General features: G+C 66.1%; 20 protein-coding genes. 3 read left to right on the forward strand and 17 right to left on the reverse strand.

What is annotated here, in order from left to right:
- Positions 1 to 8: 8 nt before the first annotated feature.
- From ftsB to KHO41_RS00945, 8 genes are all read right to left on the reverse strand, one after another.
- Complete coding sequence (gene ftsB, locus KHO41_RS00910; protein WP_211951430.1) at positions 9 to 350, reverse strand: cell division protein FtsB; 342 nt, start codon at positions 348 to 350, stop codon at positions 9 to 11.
- Positions 351 to 508: 158 nt separating this feature from the next.
- Positions 509 to 1798, reverse strand: a complete 1290-nt coding sequence (eno, locus tag KHO41_RS00915; protein ID WP_011297273.1) for a phosphopyruvate hydratase — start codon at positions 1796 to 1798, stop codon at positions 509 to 511.
- 106 nt (positions 1799 to 1904) lie between these two features.
- Complete coding sequence (locus KHO41_RS00920) at positions 1905 to 2198, reverse strand: DUF1330 domain-containing protein (protein WP_211951431.1); 294 nt, start codon at positions 2196 to 2198, stop codon at positions 1905 to 1907.
- 81 nt (positions 2199 to 2279) lie between these two features.
- Positions 2280 to 3149, reverse strand: a complete 870-nt coding sequence (kdsA, locus tag KHO41_RS00925; RefSeq protein ID WP_211951432.1) for a 3-deoxy-8-phosphooctulonate synthase — start codon at positions 3147 to 3149, stop codon at positions 2280 to 2282.
- 26 nt (positions 3150 to 3175) lie between these two features.
- Positions 3176 to 4828 carry a CTP synthase gene (locus tag KHO41_RS00930; RefSeq protein ID WP_211951433.1) on the reverse strand — a complete coding sequence of 551 codons (1653 nt, stop codon included), beginning with the start codon at positions 4826 to 4828 and terminating at the stop codon, positions 3176 to 3178.
- A gap of 127 nt (positions 4829 to 4955) precedes the next feature.
- A complete protein-coding gene (locus KHO41_RS00935) occupies positions 4956 to 5762 on the reverse strand; it encodes an alpha/beta fold hydrolase (RefSeq protein WP_211951434.1) in 807 nt (268 codons plus the stop codon).
- 13 nt (positions 5763 to 5775) lie between these two features.
- Complete coding sequence (locus KHO41_RS00940) at positions 5776 to 6597, reverse strand: peptidase (protein WP_211951435.1); 822 nt, start codon at positions 6595 to 6597, stop codon at positions 5776 to 5778.
- A 137-nt stretch (positions 6598 to 6734) separates the two neighbouring features.
- Positions 6735 to 7403 carry a TetR/AcrR family transcriptional regulator gene (locus KHO41_RS00945; protein ID WP_211951436.1) on the reverse strand — a complete coding sequence of 223 codons (669 nt, stop codon included), beginning with the start codon at positions 7401 to 7403 and terminating at the stop codon, positions 6735 to 6737.
- Positions 7404 to 7501: 98 nt separating this feature from the next.
- On the opposite strand from KHO41_RS00945, the gene KHO41_RS00950 reads away from it, so the two are divergent.
- The gene (locus KHO41_RS00950) at positions 7502 to 9142 is read left to right on the forward strand and encodes an acyl-CoA dehydrogenase family protein (protein WP_211951437.1); all 1641 of its coding nucleotides are present in this window, start codon (positions 7502 to 7504) and stop codon (positions 9140 to 9142) included.
- Positions 9143 to 9951: 809 nt separating this feature from the next.
- On the opposite strand, the gene KHO41_RS00955 is transcribed toward KHO41_RS00950, so the two are convergent.
- The 5 genes from KHO41_RS00955 to edd all read right to left on the reverse strand — a co-directional run bounded on the left by KHO41_RS00955 (position 9952) and on the right by edd (position 16071).
- Positions 9952 to 10791, reverse strand: coding sequence for a transglutaminase family protein (locus tag KHO41_RS00955; RefSeq protein WP_211951438.1), 840 nt, complete (start codon positions 10789 to 10791; stop codon positions 9952 to 9954).
- Positions 10792 to 10855: 64 nt separating this feature from the next.
- Entirely contained in the window at positions 10856 to 11809 is a 954-nt protein-coding gene (locus tag KHO41_RS00960) for an alpha-E domain-containing protein (protein WP_211951439.1), read from the reverse strand.
- Between the two features lie 41 nt (positions 11810 to 11850).
- Positions 11851 to 13323 carry a circularly permuted type 2 ATP-grasp protein gene (locus KHO41_RS00965; RefSeq protein WP_211951440.1) on the reverse strand — a complete coding sequence of 491 codons (1473 nt, stop codon included), beginning with the start codon at positions 13321 to 13323 and terminating at the stop codon, positions 11851 to 11853.
- Between the two features lie 225 nt (positions 13324 to 13548).
- Positions 13549 to 14055, reverse strand: a complete 507-nt coding sequence (locus KHO41_RS00970; RefSeq protein WP_211951441.1) for a gluconokinase — start codon at positions 14053 to 14055, stop codon at positions 13549 to 13551.
- Between the two features lie 144 nt (positions 14056 to 14199).
- On the reverse strand, positions 14200 to 16071 hold the full coding sequence (gene edd / locus KHO41_RS00975; protein WP_211951442.1) for a phosphogluconate dehydratase: 1872 nt from the start codon (positions 16069 to 16071) through the stop codon (positions 14200 to 14202).
- A 237-nt stretch (positions 16072 to 16308) separates the two neighbouring features.
- On the opposite strand from edd, the gene KHO41_RS00980 reads away from it, so the two are divergent.
- Positions 16309 to 17238 (forward strand): MurR/RpiR family transcriptional regulator, encoded by a 930-nt coding sequence (locus KHO41_RS00980; RefSeq protein ID WP_211951443.1) that lies wholly within the window; start codon positions 16309 to 16311, stop codon positions 17236 to 17238.
- Between the two features lie 12 nt (positions 17239 to 17250).
- On the opposite strand, the gene KHO41_RS00985 is transcribed toward KHO41_RS00980, so the two are convergent.
- From KHO41_RS00985 to KHO41_RS01000, 4 genes are all read right to left on the reverse strand, one after another.
- Complete coding sequence (locus KHO41_RS00985) at positions 17251 to 19653, reverse strand: DNA internalization-related competence protein ComEC/Rec2 (RefSeq protein ID WP_211951444.1); 2403 nt, start codon at positions 19651 to 19653, stop codon at positions 17251 to 17253.
- A 91-nt stretch (positions 19654 to 19744) separates the two neighbouring features.
- On the reverse strand, positions 19745 to 20578 hold the full coding sequence (locus KHO41_RS00990) for a TatD family hydrolase (protein ID WP_211951445.1): 834 nt from the start codon (positions 20576 to 20578) through the stop codon (positions 19745 to 19747).
- A gap of 12 nt (positions 20579 to 20590) precedes the next feature.
- Positions 20591 to 21325, reverse strand: coding sequence for a lipoprotein-releasing ABC transporter ATP-binding protein LolD (gene lolD, locus KHO41_RS00995; RefSeq protein ID WP_211951446.1), 735 nt, complete (start codon positions 21323 to 21325; stop codon positions 20591 to 20593).
- Positions 21318 to 22568 carry a lipoprotein-releasing ABC transporter permease subunit gene (locus KHO41_RS01000; RefSeq protein WP_211951447.1) on the reverse strand — a complete coding sequence of 417 codons (1251 nt, stop codon included), beginning with the start codon at positions 22566 to 22568 and terminating at the stop codon, positions 21318 to 21320. The genes lolD and KHO41_RS01000 overlap by 8 nt, the downstream gene beginning before the upstream one ends.
- A gap of 105 nt (positions 22569 to 22673) precedes the next feature.
- Between KHO41_RS01000 and KHO41_RS01005 the strand changes: the two genes are divergently transcribed.
- Complete coding sequence (locus tag KHO41_RS01005) at positions 22674 to 23774, forward strand: hypothetical protein (RefSeq protein WP_211951638.1); 1101 nt, start codon at positions 22674 to 22676, stop codon at positions 23772 to 23774.
- Positions 23775 to 23782: the final 8 nt, after the last annotated feature.

Here is a 23782-nt window from a genome sequence, read left to right on the forward strand (position 1 = left end):
GCCAGTGCTTAGTGCCGGCCCGTGGCGGCCGGCGAATTCGGCGGCGGAGGCAGGGGCGGCGTGGCGCTGACCTTGGGCGCCGGCGCGACGAACTGCACGAAGACTTCGCCGTCCTTCACCATGCCCAGCTCGTAGCGGGCGCGCTCCTCGATGGCGCCCGTGCCATCCTGCAGGTCCTTCACCTCCCCTTCCAGTTTGGCATTGCGCAGCTTCAGCGTCTGGTTGCGCGTGGCCTGCTCCTGCACCTGCCGGTTGAGTTCCCAGACGCGGAGCCAACCGCCCTTGCCAAGCCAGAGCGGATACTGGATGGCGAGCAGCAGCACGAACAACAGCAAAGAAATCAGGCGCATGAGGCGTGGCGGACAGAAATTTCCGCACAATGATCAGCGAACTCGGGCCATAAGGCAATGCTGGCCAGATTTCGATACAAATCCGGATACAACAACGGCGGCGGCCGGATGCAATCCGTGCCGCCGCCGTCAGGGGCGTGTCAGGCGCCCGGCTGGGCTCAGCGCAGGTTGTAGAACGCGCTCTTGCCCGGGTAGCTGGCGATATCGCCGAGGTCTTCCTCGATGCGCAGCAGCTGGTTGTACTTCGAGATACGGTCCGAACGCGACAGCGAGCCGGTCTTGATCTGGCCGGCGTTGGTACCGACGGCGATGTCAGCAATCGTGCTGTCCTCGGTCTCGCCCGAACGGTGCGAGATCACGGCGGTGTAGCCGGCGCGCTTGGCCATTTCGATGGCGGCAAACGTCTCGGTCAGCGTACCGATCTGGTTGATCTTGATCAGGATCGAGTTGCCGATGCCCTTGTCGATGCCTTCCTTCAGGATCTTCGTGTTGGTCACGAACAGGTCGTCGCCGACCAGCTGCACGCGCTTGCCGAGCTTGTCGGTCAGCGTCTTCCAGCCGTCCCAGTCGCCTTCGGCCATGCCGTCCTCGATCGACACGATCGGGAACTTGTCGCACAGGTTGGCCAGGTAGTCGGCGAACTGCGTCGACGACAGCTTCAGGCCTTCGCCTTCCAGCACGTAGACGTCTTCGGCTTCGTGGTAGAACTCGCTCGCGGCGCAGTCCAGCGCCAGCAGCACGTCCTCGCCCATGCGGTAGCCGGCCTTCTCGACGGCCTGGACGATGGTGTTCAGGCACTCTTCGTTCGACGAGAAGTTCGGGGCGAAGCCGCCTTCGTCGCCCACGGCGGTGGACATGCCCTTGTCGGCCAGGATCTTCTTCAGCGCGTGGAAGACCTCGGCGCCGCAGCGCAGCGCTTCACGGAAGCTGGTCGCCGACACCGGCATGACCATGAATTCCTGGATATCCAGGCTGTTGTTGGCGTGCGCGCCGCCGTTGACGATGTTCATCATCGGCACCGGCATCTGCATGGCGCCCGAACCGCCGAAGTAGCGGTACAGCGGCAGGCCGGCTTCTTCGGCAGCGGCCTTGGCCACAGCCATCGACACGGCCAGCATGGCGTTGGCGCCCAGGCGGCTCTTGTTCTCGGTGCCGTCCAGGTCGATCAGCGTGCGGTCCAGGAAGGCCTGCTCGGAAGCGTCCAGGCCCATGATGGCTTCGGAGATCTCGGTGTTGATGTGCTCGACGGCCTTCAGCACGCCCTTGCCCAGGTAGCGGCTCTTGTCGCCGTCACGCAGCTCGATGGCTTCGCGCGAACCGGTCGACGCGCCCGACGGCACTGCCGCACGGCCCATCACGCCGGATTCCAGCAGCACGTCGCATTCGACGGTGGGATTGCCACGCGAGTCGAGAACCTCGCGACCGATGATATCTACGATTGCACTCATGAATTCCTCTCTGACTGTTGATTCTTGCTGCTGCTGATTACTGCAACCTGCCCGTGTGTCAGGGCGATGTCACGCGCCTGAAAAGGGTTCGACAGGACTGGCCGGCTCAGGCCACACCCTCGACCACGATCATGTTCATGCGCGCCGCATGCTCGCGTGCCTTGCGGGCAGCGCGATAGGCCTCCCCGTCATGGAAGGCCTTGGCAGCTTCGACGCTCGGGAATTTCAGCACGACAACACGGGTCGGCGACCATTCGCCCTCGAGGTTTTCGGCCTTGCCGCCGCGCACCAGCACTTCCGCACCATGGAGCTGCATGGCCTTGCTGGAGAGCACCTTGTATTCCTCGTACTGCTGGGGGTCGGTTACGTCGACGTACGCGATGATAAAGCCCGCGGCCATGCTGTATCTCCCGATGTTTTGTATTGTCTTTCGATACGGTTTGTCACGGCCGGGTCAGCGGCCGTGACAACCGGGGCCTGCTCAGGCGCAGGCCGGCCAGCCGAAGTTGTCCTCGAGGAAGCCGGCGCGCTTGGTCAGCGCGTCCAGATCCCTGAGCACGGCCAGCAGCTCCTTCATGCGCGACAGCGGCACCGCGTTGGGGCCATCGGACATGGCCTTGTTCGGGTCCGGGTGCGTTTCCATGAATAGGCCGGCGATGCCGGTGGCCACGGCGGCACGCGACAGCACAGGCACGAACTCGCGCTGGCCGCCCGAGCTGGTGCCCTGCCCGCCCGGCAACTGCACCGAGTGGGTGGCATCGAACACCACGGGGGCGCCGGTCTCGCGCATGATCGCGAGCGAGCGCATGTCTGAGACCAGGTTGTTATAGCCAAACGAAACGCCACGCTCGCAGGCCATGAACACGTCGTCGGGCAGGCCGGCGTCGCGCGCGGCGTCGCGGGCCTTGTCGATCACGTTCTTCATGTCGTGCGGCGCGAGGAACTGGCCCTTCTTGATGTTCACCGGCTTGCCGCTCTGGGCGCATGCGCGGATGAAATCCGTCTGGCGGCACAGGAACGCCGGCGTCTGCAGCACGTCGACGACGGCCGCGACAGGCTTGATCTCGTCGATCTCATGGATGTCGGTCAGCACCGGCACCCCGATCTCGCGCTTCACGGTCGCCAGGATCTCCAGGCCCTTTTCCATGCCCAGGCCGCGGAACGACTTGCCCGACGAGCGGTTGGCCTTGTCGAACGACGACTTGTAGATGAACGGGATGCCCAGCTCGCTGGTGATGGCCTTGAGCTCGCCGGCGGTATCCAGCGCCATCTGTTCCGACTCGATCACGCACGGGCCGGCAATCAGGAAGAACGGCTTGTCGAGGCCAACCTCGAATCCGCAGAGTTTCATGACAGTCTCCTGCTCGGCGCCCGGCTTCAGGCGCCCTTGCGTTGCTGGCCAGCCAGCGCAGCTTCGACGTAGGCCTTGAACAGCGGATGGCCGTCACGCGGCGTGGAGGTGAATTCCGGGTGGAACTGCACGCCGACGAACCACGGGTGCATCGACACCGGCAGTTCCATCATCTCGGGCAGGTTCTCGGTCGGGGTACGGGCCGAAATCACCATGCCGGCGTTTTCGAGCGTCGGCACATAGTGGTTGTTGACCTCGTAGCGGTGACGGTGGCGCTCGTTGACCTCGGCGCCGTAGATCGACGCGGCCTTGGTACCTTCCTTCACCGGCACACGCTGCGCACCCAGGCGCATGGTGCCGCCCAGGTCGGAATCGGCCGAACGCTGCTCGACCTTGCCTTCGCGGTCCATCCACTCGGTGATCAGCGCGACCACCGGATGCTCGGTTTCCAGGTTGAACTCGGTCGAGTTGGCGTCACCCATGCCAGCCACGTGGCGGGCAAACTCGATCACGGCCAGCTGCATGCCCAGGCAGATGCCCAGGTACGGAACCTTGTTCTCGCGGGCGTACTGGATTGCGCGGATCTTGCCTTCCGTGCCGCGCTTGCCGAAACCGCCCGGCACCAGAATGGCGTCCAGCGGGGCCAGCACTTCGAGATGGCCCGATTCCAGTTCCTCGGAATCGATGTACTCGATGTTCACGCGGGTGGCGGTGTGCATGCCGGCGTGGCGCAGCGCCTCGATCAGCGACTTGTACGACTCGGTCAGGTCGACGTACTTGCCAACCATGCCGATGGTGATCTCGTGCTGCGGGTTTTCCTGCGCATTCACCAGCTTCTGCCACATCGACAGGTCGGCCGGCTTCGGGTCCAGGCGCAGTTCTTCGCAGATCAGGCGGTCCAGGCCCTGCTCGTTGAGCATCTGCGGGATCTTGTAGATGCTGTCGGCATCCCACACCGAAATCACGGCGTCTTGCGGGATGTTGGCGAACAGCGAAATCTTGGCGCGCTCGTCGTCCGGGATCGGGCGGTCGGCGCGGCACAGCAGCGCGGTCGGCGAAATGCCGATTTCACGCAGCTTCTGCACCGAGTGCTGGGTCGGCTTGGTCTTCAGCTCGCCGGCGCTGGCAATGAACGGCACCAGGGTCAGGTGCACGAACGCGCAGCGGTTGCGGCCCATGCGCAGGCTCATCTGGCGCGCGGCTTCCAGGAACGGCAGCGATTCGATGTCACCCACGGTGCCGCCGATTTCCACCAGCGCCACGTCAGCCTTGCCTTCATGCGAAGCGGCAGCGCCACGCTCGATAAAGGCCTGGATCTCGTTGGTGATATGCGGGATCACCTGCACGGTCTTGCCCAGGTATTCGCCGCGGCGCTCCTTGCGGATCACCGATTCGTAGATCTGGCCCGTGGTGAAATTGTTCGACTTGCGCATCTTGGCCGAGACGAAACGCTCGTAGTGGCCGAGATCAAGGTCGGTTTCCGCACCGTCTTCCGTGACAAACACCTCGCCATGCTGGAAGGGGCTCATCGTGCCGGGATCGACGTTGATGTAGGGATCTAGCTTGAGGAGGGTGACTTTGAGGCCGCGCGACTCGAGAATAGCCGCGAGCGAGGCGGCAGCGATGCCCTTGCCGAGAGAAGAGACGACGCCACCGGTGACGAAGACGAATTTGGTCATAAACCGAGCTTGCCGGGGAAATTAGGATTATACATGAGACCCCGGCTGCCGAACGCCCGCAAATTGTGACACCGCCGCCCGGCGACACGCCTGTCGGAACGGCTGCGGCGCATGCGCCGCTTGCACTTCAGCGCCCGTCGCGCCGCATCGCCGCGATCAGTTCGCGGACCAGTTGCGCCGTCTCCTGCGGCCGCTCCATCGGGTAAAGATGGCCGCCCTCGATGAAGCGCAGGTTCTCGCCAACCAGCTTGCGCGTTGCGTCAAGACCACATTGCCGGACCTCCTTCGAACGCGTACCGGCAACGAAGCCGACCGGTACCGGCGCACCGCGCGCGACCTTGCGGCCAAGGCTGGTCGGCAGTGTGCGATAGATCCAGTACTCCACCTCGCGATTGAAGCGGAGCTGCCGTTCGTCGTCCTTGCCGGTCGGCTCGGTGCCGTGCAGCGTGTAGTCGCGCAGCATGTCCTGATCCCAGACTGCAAAGTTCGGCTTGGAGCGAAAGTGCTCCCACACCGCCTCGGCATCGGGCCAGTGCGTACGGCGGTTCTTGGTCACCGCGGCCGGCCCCGGCTTCTCGTCCATGCCGAACAGTTGCGCGGTCTTGAGCAACGACGCGCGCCAGCCGGCGATGATCGGCGAATCGAGCATCACCACGCCGCGCACCCACTCCGGACGCCGCAGCGCGGCCATCAGCGACAGGAAGCCACCTAGCGAATGCCCCACCAGCCACACCGGCTCGCGGTACTGGCGCTCCAGCGAATCCAGCAGCTCTTCCACCAGATACGGCCAGCCGCGCGTCACCGGGAATTCGGGACGGTGCCCGTAGCGCTCCACCGCGCGAAATTCGAAGTCGCCCTCGAGTTCGGCGAACAGTTTGCGGTACGTCGGCACCGGGAAGCCATTGGCATGGGAAAAATGAATGATGTCGCGCATTGCCCTGCCCGGCTCAGTCTTGCGTGCGCGAACGCTCGCGCGTGGCGCGCACCGGCTGGCCCCAGCGATCGACTTCGTCCGTACGCGCAAGCGGAAACTCCGCGTCGCGGGAAGCATCCCATTCGGGATCGTTGATCTCACCGAACACCTGGCGCAGCCGCTGGCCCCACGTATCGCGGATCATGCGGAAGTAGGCGTTCCTTTCGTCGATGTTGACAAAGCGCGTCACCCGAAGCGCATCGGCCTCATAGACCATCAGGTCCAGCGGCAAACCCACCGAAATATTCGACTTGAGCGTGGAATCCATCGAGATCAGCGCGCATTTGGCGGCTTCGCCGAGCGGCAGCGACGGATGCACCACGCGGTCCAGGATCGGCTTGCCGTACTTGGCCTCGCCGATCTGGAAAAAGCAGTTCTCGGGCGTGGCCTCGACGAAATTGCCGGCCGCGTAGACATTGAACAAGCGCATGCGCTCGCCGCGGATCTGGCCGCCGAAAATCAGGCTGACGTTGAACTCGATCCCGGCATCGCGCAGCGCGTGGGCATCGCGCTTGTGCACCTGGCGCACGGCCTCGCCGACGATGGACGTGGCTTCGAACATATCGCGCGCGGTCCACAGCGAGCGTTTTTCGTCCCGCCCTTCGACCAGGCACTGGCGCACCGACTGGCTGATGGCGAGATTGCCGGCGGTCATCAGCACCATCACGCGGTCGCCGGGCTCTTCGAACACGGTCATCTTGCGCGCGGTGGAAATCGCATCGACACCAGCATTGGTGCGTGAGTCGGAAAGGAACACCAGGCCGGCATCGAGCCGCATGGCAACACAGTAGGTCATGGTCTTGTCGGGTTCACTCGGAACCGAGCGGAGTCGCAGCGGGAATTCTAGCGCCCCGCGCCGGGCTGCGGGCGCCGGCATCGCCGGTTTCGAGTCAGTGTTCGGATTTGGGGCCGGGAGCGCTTTACCGGCTTGGCTCAGGCGTCAAACCGGTGCATCCGGTAGGCCAGCGGCGCCATCACGGACAGGTAACCATGCACCGCGGTGCGCAGCATGCGCTGCATGGCCTGCGGATCGGGCGGCCGCGCCGACGTCATCAGCGACTGGGAAACCAGGCTGTAGGTCATCGCATGCGCGGCAAAGGCAGCTTCGGCTATCGCGGCACCTGCGGGCCAGTCGCTGCCGGCGCTCAGCGCCGCTTCCCAGAGTTGCACGTATTCGGCGTAAAGGCTCCGGAATGCCTCCACTCCGGACACCTTGCGCTCCAGCAGGAACAAGGCCGTCCACTGTTCGGGTTCGGCCAGCGGCGCCGCGCACTGGGCCTGCAGCAAGGCATCGACGCGATCGGGCAACGGCCGGTCGCGCGTGGCATCGATGCTGGCGCTCATCGCCGCGGCAATTTCCTTGACGCGCAGGTGGATGCAGACCGCAGCCAGCGCTTCCTTGCTGGAGAAGTATTCGTAGAAGCTGCCGATGCCCACGCCTGCCAGCGCGATCACCTGACGGATGCTGACCTTGTCATAGCCCTTTTCGACGAGCAGCCGGACAAACGCTTCGCGAATGGCATGGGCGGTGGCCCGGGCACGCGACTGGGCCGGCTTGCGTCGCTGCGGACGATCAGGAGCACTGGGGGGCGCTGGCTTCATCTCTGCAAAACCCGAACACCGTCGGGCAGGCTCGTTTTTATACTCGTTGGCCATGCAGGCTGCCATGCACGGGCTGCCATTCCACCGGAGACACGCATATGTACGAGGGCACGCACGAAGTCACCAACGTGGTGACAGAGCTGCACGATTATAACGTCTACACCACCGACATCGCCCTGCAGGAGGCCGTGCGGCGCGCCGGCGGCGCCGGGCACGAGGCCGAACTCGCGGCCTACGGTGCGCGCCTGGGCTGCGCCGAAACGCTGCGCATGGCCGAGGACGCCAACCACTTCAAGCCCGAACTGCATACCCACGACCGCCAGGGCCGCCGCATCGACCGCGTCGAGTTCCACCCGGCCTGGCACGGCGTAATGCGGATGGCGCGCGAGCAGAACCTGGTATCGCAACCGTTCTCCGATCCGCGCCCCGGCGCTTGGGCCGCCTATGCCGCCGGCTTCTCGATGCACGGGCAGATTGAAGCGGGCTCGCAATGTCCGAACTCGATGACGTTCGCGTGTATCCCGGTGCTGCAGAAAGAGCCAGAGCTGTTCGCGCAACTGGCGCCCAAGCTCTACTCGCGCAAGTACGATGCGCGCGACATCCCGCTCGAGCAGAAAGACTCGATCCTGGTCGGTATGGGCATGACAGAAAAGCAAGGCGGCTCCGATGTGCGCGCCAACAGCACGCGCGCCGTGCCGATGCGGGGCGAAGGCCGCGGCGGCGAGTACGAGATCACGGGCCACAAGTGGTTCTTCTCCGCGCCGATGTGCGATGCGCATCTTGTCGTGGCGCGTACCGAGAGCGGCCTGGCCTGCTTCTTCGTGCCACGCTATCGCCCGGACGGCAGCAAGAACGCCATCCATATCCAGCGCCTCAAGGACAAGATCGGCAACCGCTCCAACTCCAGCAGCGAAGTCGAGTTCCATGGCGCGTGGGGCCGCATGATCGGCGAGGAAGGCCGCGGCGTGCCGACCATCATCGAGATGGCCACCTACACGCGCCTGAACTGCGTGATGGGCAGCGCCGGCCTGATCCGGCAGTGCCTGGTGCAGTCGCTGCACCATACGCGCAGCCGCAGCGCGTTTGGCAAGCGCCTGATCGAACAGCCGTTGATGCGCAATGTGCTTGCCGACATGGCGCTGGAAAGCGAAGCCGCCACGCAGTTGATGATGCGCCTGACCGAAGCGTTCGCGCAGGCGGCGCAAGACCCGCTGCAGCGCGCGTACCAGCGCATCGTCACGCCCGCGGCCAAGCTGTGGGTCGCGAAGCGCAGCATCGAATTGTCGGCTGAAGCCATGGAAGTGTTCGGCGGCAATGGCTACATGGAGGAAAGCCCTGCGGGCCGGCTCTATCGCGAAACGCCGGTGATCTCGATCTGGGAAGGCTCAGGCAATGTGATGGCGCTCGACATGCTGCGCGCGGTCAGCCGCGAGCCTGATGCCATGCATGCGTTGCTCGGCGATCTGCATGACGGGCTTTCCGGCGAGGCGCCGCTGCGCGCGCAGGTGGCCGGGCTGGCTGATGCGCTGGGCAAACCTGATCTGGAAGGGCAGGCGCGGCGCCATGCCCAGCAGTTAGTGTTGCTGGTGCAGGCGCGCCTGCTGCGCGAGCATGCGCCGCAGGCCATGGCCGATGCGTTTATCGCGAGCCGGTTCGATGGGCAGTGGGGGAGGATTTTTGGGATGCTGCCGGAGGGTATATCGTGTGAGGGGATATTGGGGAGGGCATGGGCGGTTTAGGGCGATGAGGCGGTTTGTCGCTCTTGGCTGGCGGCGCTGTTTCGCCGGCGTAGCCGGCGAGTCACTTTTTGTCCGAGCGACAAAAAGTAACCAAAAAGCGCGTCGTTGCCGCTGGCCATCAATTCCACGGTGGCAGTCGTTCAAACGGCTTTGGACGCCTGCGATGGTGGTCGGCCGTTCCAACCTGCTACGCCATGTGAGTCAGAACCTGTGCCTGGCGCGGCACGACTTTTGGACGATCCCCAAGACGGACTCGGGTACAGCGTTTCAACACGGTCAGTGGTGGGACGCCTTCGGCTGCGCTGCGCGCACGGCGTAGTCTGGGTGCCAGCTCATCAGCGTCGCCGGCGCCCGAGTCCAGATTTCCTTTTTCTGCGCGCATGCAAGCGCGGCATCTTCACCCGGGCCTGATTTGCCCTGGGCCTGCGTGCTCAGACTAGGGCTCTGCGCGCAGCGCAGCCGAAGGCGATCACACGATATTGCTCGCAGCAGGGGCCACAGACGCTTGCAGGGCTCGTTCAATCAGCGCGGTATTCCCACTCACGGTGGTGCCCCACGCGGCAGGCAGCCTGACTGACTCTGAAGCCCATACCCGTACAACACCCCTGGCACACTACGATAAAAATTCGCCCCTTTGGGGCAACCAAAACGCGTTTTTGGTTACTTTTGTCGCTCGGACAAAAGTGACTCGCCGGCTACGCCGGTGCGAAACAGCGGCGCCCGCCAAGCACGAAGCCCCCACCAAACCAACCAACCAAAGCACCACAAAAGGGACAAACCCGCCCCTCATTGGCGCATCGCGCATCACATCAATCAACAACCGGGCAAATAGCAATATTCACCTGCAGCGTCTCCCCGCTGCCACCTTCGAGAATGCCCCGCACTGGTGCGGCCGACTGATAGTCGCGCCCAACGGCCAGTCGCACGTGGCGGTGGTCCGTTACGCAACGGTGCGTCACGTCGATGCTGCACCACAAGTCGTTGGCGGCATCGAGGCACACATCGGCCCACGCATGGCTAGCCAGTTCCGTAGCGGCCGGGTCATAGAAGTATCCGCTCACATAGCGCGCCGGGATACCGAACGCGCGGCAAGCGGCGACCATGACCTGCGCCTGGTCCTGGCACACGCCGCTGCCGAGGCGGAAGGCTTCCGCCGCGGAAGTGCCAACGTGCGTGGTGTTCGCCGCATACCGCACGCGTTCGGCAATGCCGTCGGCCAGCGCGAGCAGCGCCGGCACTTCATGCCCTGCTGCCAGGAACGGCGCGGCAAAGGCCTGCATTTCGGGCGGAGCCGATGTGAGTGGCGTACCACCGACAAAGTACAGCGGCGACACGCGCGATTCACCACTGGCCGGTGCATCGCGGAACGCGTGGTGGCTGTCAGGTCCGCCACTGCCCTGCTGCAGGTTCACCTGTACCTCGCCGACCGCCGTAATCGCAATCGTGTCGGCCGGGCCGCTGACAGTAAAGTTGTGGACGATATTACCGAAGCCGTCACGCGCCTCGGACAGGGTGCCAGGCGTCTGCAGCTCCCAGGCCTTGACGGCCTGCAGCGGGCCCGAGCGCGGCGCCAGCCGCAACTCGTGCACGCTGCGCCGCACCGGCTCCGCATAGCGGTAGACGGTCTGGTGGTGGATCTTGTATTTCACAGTGTTCGGAGGGCCGCGGCGACGACTGCTGCACATAAGGCCCTCCTTGCGGCGTTCACGGCGCCTAGGCCGCCAAAAGCGGCACCAGGAAATCACGGCTGATGCCGTTGCCGATGTCGCCGATGCGCTCCAGGAAGCTCGTGAGGAAGGCGTGCAGGCCGACGGCAAAGATGTCGTCGATGCGGGCAAATTTCAGGTCGGCATGGAGTTTACCAGCCTGCCGCTCGGTCTCCTCCGATTGCTGGTTGCGGACCATCGCCAGGATCGCCACGACCTCGTCCATGCTCGACACCAGCGAACGCGGCATGTCCGGGCGCAGGATCAGCAGCTCGGCCACGCGCTGCGGCGTGATCACCGCGCGGTAAACCTTGCGGTAGACCTCGAAGCCCGACACCGAACGCAGTACCGCCGCCCAGTGATAAAAGTCGTTCTGCTCGCGGTTCGGATCGCTGTCGTCGCTGCCCGACGCCTGGAATTTCACGTCGAGTATCCGCGCGGTGTTGTCCGCGCGTTCCAGGAACGTGCCGAGGCGCATGAAGTGGAAGGCATCGTCCTTCAGCATGGTGCCGAACTGCACGCCGCGCGCGAGGTGCGAACGGAACTTGACCCATTCGAAGAAACGCGACGGGTCTTCCTGCAACTCGCCGTCCGCGATCAGGCGCTGCACGTCAAGCCACGTGGTGTTGACGGTTTCCCAGACCTCCGTGGTCAGCGAACCGCGCACGGCGCGCGCGTTCTCGCGCGCCGCGCGCAGGCAGCTCATGATCGATGACGGATTGGTCATGTCGCGCACCATGAAATCAATCACGTCGTCGCGCGTGAGCAGCCCATATTTGTGGTCGAATGCGTTGGTCAGCTCTGAGATATCAAGCATGGCCCACCAGCCCTGTTCGGCCACTTCCGCGGACTGCGGCAGCAGCGAGGTCTGGTAGTTGACGTCCAGCATGCGCGCGGTGTTCTCCGCGCGTTCGGTATAGCGCGCCATCCAGAACAGATGGTCGGCGGTGCGGCTCAGCATGTTGGTTTCTCCTCGCAATGCGGTCCTGGCGGCGGGCGCGTTCAGCGCTCCAGCACCCACGTGTCCTTGGTCCCCCCGCCCTGCGAGGAATTCACCACGAGCGAGCCTTCGCGCAGTGCTACGCGAGTGAGGCCGCCCGGCACCATGCGCACCTCGCGCCCCGACAGCACGAACGGACGCAGGTCGATGTGGCGCGGCGCAATGCCCGACTCCACATACGTCGGACACGTCGACAACGCCAGCGTCGGCTGCGCGATGTACTGCTCCGGCCGCGACTTCACGACTTCGCGGAAGGTATCGATCTCCGCGCGCGTTGCCGCTGGGCCCACCAGCATGCCGTAGCCGCCCGCGCCGTGCGTTTCCTTCACCACCAGGTCCGCCATGTTGTCGAGCACGTACTGCAGGTCATCCGGGCGCCGGCACATATACGTCGGCACGTTGTTGAGGATGGCCTCTTCGCCGAGGTAGAAGCGGATCATGTCGGGCACGTACGGGTAGATCGACTTGTCGTCGGCCACGCCCGTGCCGATGGCGTTGGAGATGGTCACGTTGCCCGCGCGATAGACCGACAACAGGCCAGCCGCGCCGAGCGCGGAATCGGGCCGGAACACGAGCGGGTCGAGGAAGTCGTCATCCACGCGCCGGTAGATCACGTCGATGCGCTGCGGGCCCTGCGTGGTGCGCATGAAGAGGTGGTCGTCCTCGACGAACAGGTCGCTGCCCTCCACGAGTTCCACGCCCATCTGCTGCGCGAGGAACGCGTGCTCGAAGTACGCGGAGTTGTACATGCCCGGCGTCAGCACCACCACGGTCGGGTCGGTGATGGCCTGCGGCGAGACGCCGCGCAGCATGTCGAGCAGCAGATCGGGATAGTGCGCGACCGGCGCCACGCGGTTGCGCGCGAACAGGTCCGGGAACAAGCGCATCATCATCTTGCGGTTCTCGAGCATGTACGACACGCCTGACGGCACGCGCAGGTTGTCCTCGAGCACGTAGAACTCGCCCTCGCCGGCGCGCACCACGTCGATGCCGGCCACGTGCGCATAGATGTCGCGCGGCACGTCGACGCCGAGCATCTCGGGACGATACTGGGCGTTGTTGTAGATCTGGTCCGGCGGGATCACGCCCGCGCGGATGATGTCCTGCCCGTGGTAGATGTCGTGGATGAAGCGGTTCAGCGCGGCCACGCGCTGGCGCAGGCCCTTTTCCAGCGTGGCCCACTCGCTGGCCGGAAAGATGCGCGGGATCACGTCGAACGGAATGGTCCGTTCGGTGCCGCTGTTGGATTCGTCCTTGTCGCCGTAGACCGCGAAGGTAATGCCCACGCGCCGGAAAATCAGGTCCGCCTCGGCGCGCTTGTTGGCCATCGTGTTCTCGGACTGCCGCGCCAGCCAGTCCGTGAAGTGCCGGTAGTGCGGCCGTACCACACCGCCCGGCAATGCCTGCCCCGCCTGGATGATCGGGGTATCGCCATCCCGCCAATCCAGCATCTCGTCGAAAAAGCGCGCCGCCATGATGGCCCTTCCCTCCGTGAAATGGGGGGCGTCCTGGTCGCCTGGCCTGCCGGCCTCCCGCCGGAATCGCCGCCCCCTTGTTTTTCCTGGCTGTACAGCTGTCGAGTGACTGGCCCTTTCAGCATACTTGTGCCAGCGAAAGCCGCAAGCTTCTGCGGTTGCGCAGCACGGAAACGGGTTAAGCAAGATGCCTGCCAACGTCCCGGCAGGCGGTGCGCCGCAGCTTCAGCGCGCGGCGGCGACGCGGTGCCGCTCGCCGTCGCCGAGGATGGCCTGCACCAGCGCTTCCGGCGACTGCCGGATATCGAGCACGAGCGCGCCGTGGGGTTCTTCCAGCGTCTCGAGCTGGCTTTCCAGCAGCGCGGGGTTGAAGAAGTGGTCCGTGCGCGCGGACAGGCGCGAGCCGATCAGCTGCGCGTCGCCCTTCATGTAGACAAAGACCACGCCGCCGTCCGGCGGCGTCAGGCGGTCGCGGTAGACCTGGCGCAGCGCCGAACAGGTGAACACGTGGGTGCGGCCTTCGGCGCGGGCGGCATCGATGGCGGCGCGCATGGCCGCGAGCCACGGCCAGCGGTCTTCGTCCGTAAGCGGGATGCCGGCATGCATCTTGGCCTTGTTCGCGGCGCTGTGGAATTCGTCCGCGTCATGGAAAGCGCAGCCCAGGCGTTTCGCGAGCAGTTCGCCGACCGTCGACTTGCCGCTGCCGGAAACGCCCATCAGGATATAGATCATGTCTGCTCCATCGATCATGGTGTCGGATGGTTTTCCCCATCCTTGTCGGTAGCCCGCGCGCCGGCAAACGGCGCGCAGGTGCCGGACGGCGGCTGCGCCGCCCGGGGAATCGAAAAATGCGGGTGAAACGGGCCCCAGGCCCGACTATTGTGCGACGGAATGCGCCGCCGCGGGAACGGCATCGGCTTCGGACAGGTCGAGTGCGCTGCCGCCCTCTTCCGCCTTGCGCGCGTGGCGCCGGAACAGGCCGAACAGGCCGCGGCCGACGCTGAACTGCGCGAAGCCATCGTCCGGCGCCGGCGAAATCGGGCGCGCAGCGAATTCGGCCGGGTCGCCGAGCCATTCGAGCGTACCGGCAACGGCGTCCACCCGTACGCGGTCGCCGTCGCGCACCCGGGCCAGCGGGCCGCCAGCCAGCGCCTCGGGGCCGACGTGGATCACTGCGGGCACCTTGCCGGATGCACCGGACATACGCCCGTCCGTCACCAGCGCGACGCTGTGGCCGGCGTCCTGCAGCGCACCAAGCACAGGCGTGAGGCGATGCAACTCGGGCATGCCGTTGGCGTTGGGCCCCTGGAAGCGCACCACGGCCACCACGTCGCCGTTGAGCTCGCCTGCCTCGAAGGCCGCCTGCAGCGCCTCCTGCGAATCGAACACGCGCGCCGGCGCCTCCACCACGCGATGCTCCGGTGCCACGGCGGACACCTTGATCACACCGCGCCCGAGATTGCCCTGCATCAGGCGCAGGCCGCCCTCGGCGGAGAACGGCTCCGCCGCCGTGGCCAGCACCTGGGCGTCGCCGCTGGTGCTGGCGCCATCGCGCCAGCGCAGCACGCCATCGGCAAGCACGGGCTCCTGCGTGTAGCGCGCGAGACCCGGGCCGACGACGGTCTGCACGTCCTCGTGCAGGAGACCGGCCTCCAGAAGCTGGCCGATCACGAAGCCCGTGCCGCCCGCCGCATGGAAATGGTTCACGTCCGCCGAGCCGTTCGGATACACGCGCGCAAGCAGCGGCGTGATGCCGGACAACCGGTCGAAATCGTCCCAGTCGATCAGCACGCCCGCGGCGCGCGCCATGGCGACCAGGTGGATGGTGTGGTTGGTAGAGCCGCCAGTGGCCAGCAGGCCGACCATTGCATTGACGATGGCGCGCTCGTCGACGATGCGCGCCATCGGCATGTATTCAGTGCCGCGCGCCGACAGCGCCAGCGCGCGCTGCGCCGCTGCCGCAGTCAGTGCATCGCGCAAACCGCTGTCCGGGTGAACGAAGGCCGCACCGGGCAGGTGCAGGCCCATGATTTCCATCAGGAACTGGTTGCTGTTGGCAGTGCCGTAGAACGTGCAGGTGCCGGCACTGTGGTACGCCTCGCATTCAGCTTCGAGCAAGGCTTCGCGGCCGACCTGGCCGGTCGCATAAAGCTGGCGCACGCGCGCCTTTTCCTTGTTCGGCAGGCCGCTCGCCATCGGCCCGGCCGGCACGAACACGACGGGCAAGTGGCCGAACTGCAGCGCGCCCATGACGAGGCCGGGCACGATCTTGTCGCATACGCCGAGCATCACCGCCGCGTCGAACGTGTTGTGCGAGAGCGAGACCGCCGTGCTCATGGCGATCGCATCACGCGAAAACAGCGACAGCTCCATGCCGGGGTTGCCCTGCGTGATGCCGTCGCACATCGCCGGCACGCCGCCGGCCACCTGCGCCACCGCACCGACCGCGCGCGCGGCTTCGCGGATCACGCCGGGGTAGCGCTCGTACGGCTGGTGCGCCGACAGCATGTCGTTGTAGGCCGTGACGATGCCAAGATTCGGCGCGTGTTCGACGCGCAGCTTGAGCTTGTCGTGCGCCGGCAGCGCGGCAAAGCCGTGCGCGAGGTTGGCGCACGACAGGCCGCGCAATGGACCTAGCTCAGCCTGCGCGCGTTCGCAGCGCGCCAGGTAGGCGGCGCGGCTGGCGCGGCTGCGCTCGGTGATGCGCCGGGTCACGGCAAGGATTTCGGCATGGACGGCGTGGGGCATGGATGAACGTTCCTTTAGGAAACCCGGGCGGGCCAACCGCCTCCGGCATGTAGATTTTCTACATTATAGCGACACCAAAACCCTGAGCGCAGCCTTGCTTACATCACAATTGCTCAAAAATCGCCTTGAATTCGGGAAATCCCTAGCCACAGAACCCCAGAATCAACTGTGTTCCGCAGCCCTCCGGATTGTAGAATATCTACATTCCCATTTATGCCCGCGACACCCGCCACCGTCATGCGCGACCGAATCCTTGCCGTCTACGACACGCTCCGCCCGTCCGAACGCCGCCTGGCCGACTATGTGGCCCGCCACGGTGCCAGCGTGATCCGGCTTTCGATGCCGGAGCTGGCCGAGCGCGCCGGCGTGTCACAGCCGACCATCGCGCGATTCTGCGCGGCGCTGGGCTACGACGGCTTCCGCGAATTCAAGCTGCAGTTCGCGCAGAACGTCGGCGGCGGCACGCCGTTCGTCCACCAGGACGTGAAGGCCGAAGACGGCCCGGCCGACATTGCCGGCAAGGTGTTCGACCGCACCATCGCCACGCTGATGAGCGTGCGCAATGCGCTGTCGGCGGACCAGATCGAGCACGGCATCCGCCTGCTGGCCAGTGCGCGCCGCATCGAGTTCTACGGCTGTGGCAATTCCGGCATTGTCGCGCTCGACATCCAGCACAAGTTCTTCCGGCTGGGCATGCCCACCACGGCTTACTCCGATCCACACGTATTCAGCATGTCCGCCGCGCTGCTCGGCCCGGGCGACGTGGCGGTGCTGGTGTCGAACAGCGGACGTACGTGGGACATGCTGACCGCCGCCACGCTGGCCCGCTCCAGCGGCGCGAGCGTGCTGGCGCTCACGCACAGCGGCTCGCCACTCGCGAAGCTGGCCGACGTCTGCGTGTTTTCGGATGTGGAAGAGGACAGCGAGGTCTATACGCCGATGACCTCGCGCATCTGCCACCTCGTGCTCGGCGACGTGCTTGCGGCCGGCGTGGCGCTCGAACGCGCCGACACCGTCGCCGCGGGCCTGCAGCGCGCGAAGGCCCATCTGCGCGAGCGCCGCATTGGCGGCGCCGAACCTGCGCGAGCCCCGCAGGAGCAGGATGCGCCCGAACCAGCCGCCAGTCGCAAGACAGCATCGCGGCCCCGCACTCGCACCCCTGGCTAACGCCACCCTCCACTATTGCGGCGCCGCAGGCGCTTCACGCCAATAGCGCCGCTCGGCCTGGCGAAACGCCTCCATCGCATAGGCCCCGCCCTGTGTAACCATCGTGACCGCGCCCGTTTCGTCGGAGCGGTAGCGCAGGATGCCGGCATCGCCATAGCGCTGCCAGACATCGGCGCGCGGATGCTGATAGCGGTTGCGGTAGCCGAGCTGGAACACTGCAGCTTCGGGATTGACGGCCGCCAGCCACTCGGAACTGGAGGAGGTGCCGCTACCATGGTGCGGCACGACAAGGACATCGGCGCGCAGCGTCTCCGCAGGCATCTTCTCGACCAGCTCGCGCTCCTCCGCCTTGCCGATGTCGCCAGTCAGCAGCACGCTACGGCGGCCGTTGTCCACACGCAGCACGCAGCTGCGCGCATTGCTTCCGATCGCCCCGTCGCGAGATTGCCCGGCGTTGGGATGCAGCACCGTAAATTGGACGCCATCCCACCGCCATTGCTGGCCGGCCGCGCATGCCACCCATTCGGCCTTGCCAAGGAGAGCATGGCCGGCCGGCGCCGCCGTGGACCGGATGCCGATGGGCACGGCGTCCATGACGTGGCGCGCACCGCCCGCATGATCGGCATCTTCGTGGCTGACCATCAGATGGTCGAGCTTGCGTATGCCGGACGCGCGCAGATAAGGCACGATGACCTGTGCTCCGGCGCTGCCGCCCGAGGCATAGGCCGGCCCCGCGTCGTAGAGCAAGGCGTGCGCGCGCGTCTGCACCAGCACGGCAGTGCCCTGCCCGACATCCAGCATCGCCGCCCGGAATTCGCCATACGCCACATCCTCGCCGCGCGCACACACCATGGGAAGGATCAACAGCACCCCATGCAGCCGTATGCGCAATCCGAACGCGGCGGGCGCCAGCAGGATGAGAGTACCCAGTAGCGCCAGCACCGTTTCCAGCATGCCGGCCTGCGCGGTCTCCCAGACCGCCCAGTCGGGCGATGCCAGCCACTGCAGCACGACCACCAGCCACGCCAGCGCCCCGTGCGCCAACGCCAGCAATGGCGCGGCCAGCGTAGCCGGCACCACCGCACCAAGCAGCGCAAGCGGCGTGACGAACATGCTGACCACGGGAATGGCAACAGCATTCGCAAGCGGGGAAATGACCGGAAACTGCCGGAAAAGCAGCAACGTCAGCGGTACCAGACCGACGGTTACTGCCCATTGCGTGCGCGCAGCGGAGGCAAGCGTCGCGCGTATCCGTGGCCACCACCCGCTCACCGGCACTTCAGGACGCGATGCGGCCAGGAAGATCACGCCGACCGCGCCGAACGATAGCCAGAACCCGGGCTGCGTCACCGCCCACGGGTCCAGCAGCAGCGCAACGAAGGCCGCCCATGCGAGCACCAGCGATGTCGGTGGCGTGCGCGCGCTCCACGCGGCCACGGCGGCGATGGACAGCATGGCTACGGTGCGCAGCGCCGGAATCTGCAGCCCGGCGATCAGGCCGTATCCAAGCCCCGCGAGCACTGCCGCGACGAGCGCCGCCTGCCGCGCCGGACACCATAGCGGCAGCGGCCGGCGCACGCGGCGGCCCAGCCCGAATGAATGCCGCCACGCCCAGTGCACGAGACCCGCGGCGAAGCCCGCGATCATGGTGATATGAAGCCCGGAAATGCTGACGAGATGCCCGATGCCAGTACGGTTGAACAGCAGCCAGTCATCGCCATCGATGCCGCGCTGGTCGCCGACGACCAGCGCCACAAGCACCGGCGCGAAGCGGGCATCCGCCGGCAACGCGGCGCGGATGTGGTCACGCAACGTGGCACGTTGCGCCTCGATGCGCCATGAGAGCTGTTCGTGCGCCGCCTCCTGCGGCCCGTTGCGGACGCTGCGCACGTAACCCGTCGCGCCATAGCCCTGCGCGAGCAGCCAGTACGCGTAGTCGAAACCGTGGGGATTGGCGAGCCCGCGCGGACGACGCAAGCGCACCGTAAAGGTGTAGCGCTGACCCGGACGCAATTCGAGCGTGGCCTCTCGCCAGCTCAGTTGCACGCGGGCCGGCACGTGTTCGCCGTGCGGCGCGGCCTCGATAGTGAAGGCAAAGCGCGCACCGGGCGACAGTTCGGCCGGCAAGCCGGACACCACGCCGATGACCTCGATATCGCGCGCCTCCAGTTGCGTGGGTAGCCAGTCGCCCATGCGCGAATGCGCGCGCCACGCCGCCCAGCAGAAGCCAACGGAGACCGCCAGCAGAATCGCGAGTCCGTGTGCCAGCCGCGTTGTGCGTCCGTACCGGACCAGCCAGACGACGAGGATTGCGAGGGCGGCAGATGCGAAGCCCAGCGCGCTGTCCGCCGGCAGCGAGCCCTGCCGCTGCAAGGCCCAGCAGCCGGCCACGAAACCCAGCAGGATCAGGCGCACGAAGCTCCCCGGCAAGTTCAGAGGGCCATCGTTGTACCCTTGCCTTGCCGCGAAAAGCTTGTCAGCGTGTCAGAAGTTGGTGTCGAGAATGTCAGGCGCCGGCTGGCGCCATCGCATCGGCGAATGCCGCCAGTCGGGGCAGCGCGGCGACCGAATTGCGCCACATGGCTTGCGCCAATGCATCCGGTTCCATCTCTCGCAGCTCCCCAAGCACCCGCGCGACGCCGGCAACTTCGGCAGGCGTATTGCGGGCCTTGTGCTGCTCGCCGAACTGGTCGTCGGACAGCCACGCGGGCGCGATGTCGGGCGCATCGGTTTCCAGCACCAGCGCGTCGAGCGGCAACTCGGTAGCGAGCCGGCGGATCTGGCGCGCGCGGCTGAACGTCACGTTACCGCCAAAGCCGAGCTTGAGCCCCTGATCGATAAAGCGTCGCGCCTGCTCGTGGCTGCCGTTGAATGCGTGGGCGATACCCTGCCGCACCCCGAGCTTGCGCAGTTGCGCGCCAACCTGGTCCTGCGACTTGCGCACGTGCAGCAGCACCGGCAGGTCGAATTCGCGCGCAATCTTGAGCTGCTCGATGTAGAGCCAGGTCTGGTGGTCGGCATCGAGACCGGCGACAAAGAAGTCGAGCCCGATCTCGCCGATGCCGACGAAGCGAGGATCGCCCATCGACGCCGCCACTTCCCTGCGCAACGCATCGACATCGGCCTGCCCCGCTCCCGGCGAGCAGAGTGGATGAATCCCGAGCGCATAGACGCAGCGGGAATCCTGCCGGGCCAGCGTACGAACGGTCTCGAAGTTCCACACCGCCACGGCCGGCACGACGATGCCCGCCACACCGGCCGCTTCGGCCGCATCGGCCACTTCGCCGCGATCAGGGTCGAATTCGCTGGCGTCGAGATGGCAATGGGTATCGATCCACATGACCGTACGCGATCAGCGCTCCTGGTGCAGGTGCCCGTCGCGCAGCCGCAGCACGCGGTCGCAGCGGCTGGCGAGGTCCAGGTCGTGCGTGACGATGATAAAGCTCGTGCCCAGCGTGCGCGATAGCTCCAGCATCAAGTCATAGACCCCGCCTGCCGTGTGGTCGTCGAGATTGCCGGTCGGCTCGTCGGCCAGCACGCAGGCAGGCTGCCCGACCAATGCGCGGGCAATGGCCACGCGCTGCCGTTCACCGCCCGACAGCTCGCCCGGACGATGCTTCGAACGGCCGCCCAGGCCGACGCGCTCAAGCATGGCCTGCGCCGTGTCACGCGCCTGCTGCTGGTTCAGCCCGCGGATGCGCATCGGCATGGCCACGTTGTCGAGCGCCGTGAATTCCGGCAGCAGGTGGTGGAACTGGTAGACGAAGCCAAGCGAGCGGTTGCGCACCACATTGCGCTCGCGCTCGCGCAGCGCCGTGAACGGCTTGCCGTGCAGCGCCACGCGGCCCGCGTCGGGGTTGTCGAGACCACCCAGCACATGCAACAGCGTGCTCTTGCCCGAGCCCGAGGCGCCGACGATGGCGACCTTCTCGCCAGCATCCACGCGCACGTCCACGCCCTTGAGCACTTCGACGTCGAGCCCGCCCTGGCGGAAACGCTTGAACAGGCCTTCGCCCATCAGCACCGGCGTACCCGGCTGTTGCCCGGCGACGGGCTTCGTATCGGCTTGCAGCATCGCTTCACTCATAGCGCAGCGCCTCCGCCGGATTGACGCGGGCGGCGCGCCAGCTTGGGTAGAGGGTTGCCAGCGTAGCCAGCACGAAGGAAATGATGCCGATGGTGGCGATATCGTTCACACGCGGGTCCGAAGGCAATTCGCTGATGAAATAGATGTCGCGCGGCAGGAACTGCACGTGCAGCAGCCGCTCGATGAAAGGCACGATCACATCGATATTGGTGGCGATCAGCGTGCCGCCTGCCACGCCGAGCAACGTGCCGATAAAGCCGATGGCCACGCCCTGCACGATGAAGATCTTCATGATCGAGCCGGGCTGCGCGCCCATGGTGCGCAAGATGGCAATGTCGGCCTGTTTGTCGGTCACGGTCATCACCAGTGTCGACACCAGGTTGAACGCGGCCACGGCAATGATCAGCGTCAGGATGATGAACATCATGCGCTTCTCGGTCTGCACGGCCGCGAACCAGTTGCGGTTCTGCTTGGACCAGTCACGCAGGTAAAGCTCGCCCGACATCGTGCCGGCCAGTTCGTTGGCGACCTGCGGCGCACGCTGCATGTCCGCGAGTTTCAGACGCACGCCGGTCGGGCCGGTCATGCGGAACAGCGTCTCGGCGTCACGGATATTCACCAGCGCGAGCGCGCTGTCGAACTCGAAATGGCCTGACGAGAACACACCGACCACGGTGAACTGCTTCAGGCGCGGCAGCACGCCGGCCGGCGTGATCGTGCCCTGCGGCGCCAGCAGCGTGATCTTGTCGCCGACCTGCACGCCCATGGCGTTGGCCAGTTCGTTGCCGAGCGCAATACCGAACTCGCCCGGCTGCAGGCTTTCCATGTGGCCGGCCTTGAACTGCTTGCCGATGTCCGAGACCTTCGGCTCTTCAGCCGGGTCCACACCGCGCAGCAGCACGCCGCGCACGGCGTCTTCGCGCGTCAGCATGGCCTGGGCCGCCACATATGGCGCGGCGCCAATGACTTCCTTGTTCTGCATGGCCTCGGCCGCGGTGCGCTGCCAGTCGGGCAGCGCCGACGGGCCGATCACCTCGATATGCGACAGCACCGACAGCATGCGGTCGCGCACTTCCTTCTGGAAGCCGTTCATCACCGACAGCACCACGATCAGCGCGGCCACGCCCAGCGCGATGCCGAGCATCGAGATCATCGAGATGAACGATATGAACGTATTGCGGCTGGCACGCTTGCTTGCGCGGGTGTATCGCCAGCCAATCTGCCACTCGTAGGGAAATTTCAAGAGGGTTCCTGTTGTTTCGGGAAAGCGCCCTGGGCGGTTGCGCAGGTGTCCCGCGCCACACGCGAGGCTGGCGCCGGCCAGCCGGAAGTTTACAATCTCGCCACCATGATGACGCACCTGACCCTGATTGTGCCCTTTTCCGTCCCGCCCGGCGCCGGCGACGACGCCTCGGACGATGTCGTGCCCGGCGCGCTGCTGCGGCAGTTGGAGTTGCCGGCGCTCGGAAAGTTGCTGACCCGGGCCACGCCCGGCCAGCGCGAGCGGCACGACGACCCGTGGCTGCGCAGCCTGCCGCACGAGCGCTGGCTTGCCGGCAAGGCGGGGCTGGACACGGCCCGGGTGCCGATGGCGCCTTATATGCGGCTGGCCGACAGCCGCGGCGCCGCGCCGGCCGGCAGCGAAGCCTGGACCTGCCTGCAACTTGTGCACATTCACGCGGCCCGGGACCATCTTGTGCTGATGCATCCCGACCAGCTGCGTGTACGTGACGAAGAAGCCACGTCACTGTTCGCGGCGATCGAGCCATTGCTGCGCGAATCCAACATCACACTCGAAGCACCCTGCGCAGCGCGCTGGTACCTGCCCGAAGCCGTGTTCGGCCCGCTGGACGCCACCACACCGTTGCGCGCGACCGGCCGCAATATCGATATCTGGCTGCAGGCTGGCGAGCGCGCGCGCGACTGGCGGCGGTTGCAGAACGAGATCCAGATGACGTGGTTCGACCACCCGGTCAACCAGGCCCGTGAAGCGGCCGGCGAACTGCCCATCAATTCCGTCTGGCTGTACGGCGGAGGCGCGATGCAAGCGGTGCCGAAGCTGGCGGATGTCATCGTGACCGTCGATCCCTTCCTGACAGGCCTGGGGCTTGCAGGCGGCAGCCGGATCGCGGCCATGCCGGCCGGATTCGCCAGCCTTCAGGCCGACGGCGCCGTCATGGCGACGCTCGATAGCGCCACCGAAGCCCATATCGCCGAAGACTGGGGCCTGTGGATCGAGCGCATGCATGCGCTGGACGCAGACTGGTTCGCGCCGGCGCTGCAAGCGCTCGCCGACGGCAGCATCGAAGCCATCACGCTGGTGCTCGGCGGCGAGAACCACTTCGCCGAATTCACCGTGCGCCGCGCCGACCTGCGCAAGTTCTGGCGCGGCATGGGCCAGCGCGGCGACTGGCGCGCGCTGCTGTCCGACCTTGCCTACGCGGCCTGAGCCGCACA

It is taken from the genome of Cupriavidus numazuensis (assembly GCF_905397435.1).
GTDB lineage: Bacteria > Pseudomonadota > Gammaproteobacteria > Burkholderiales > Burkholderiaceae > Cupriavidus > Cupriavidus numazuensis.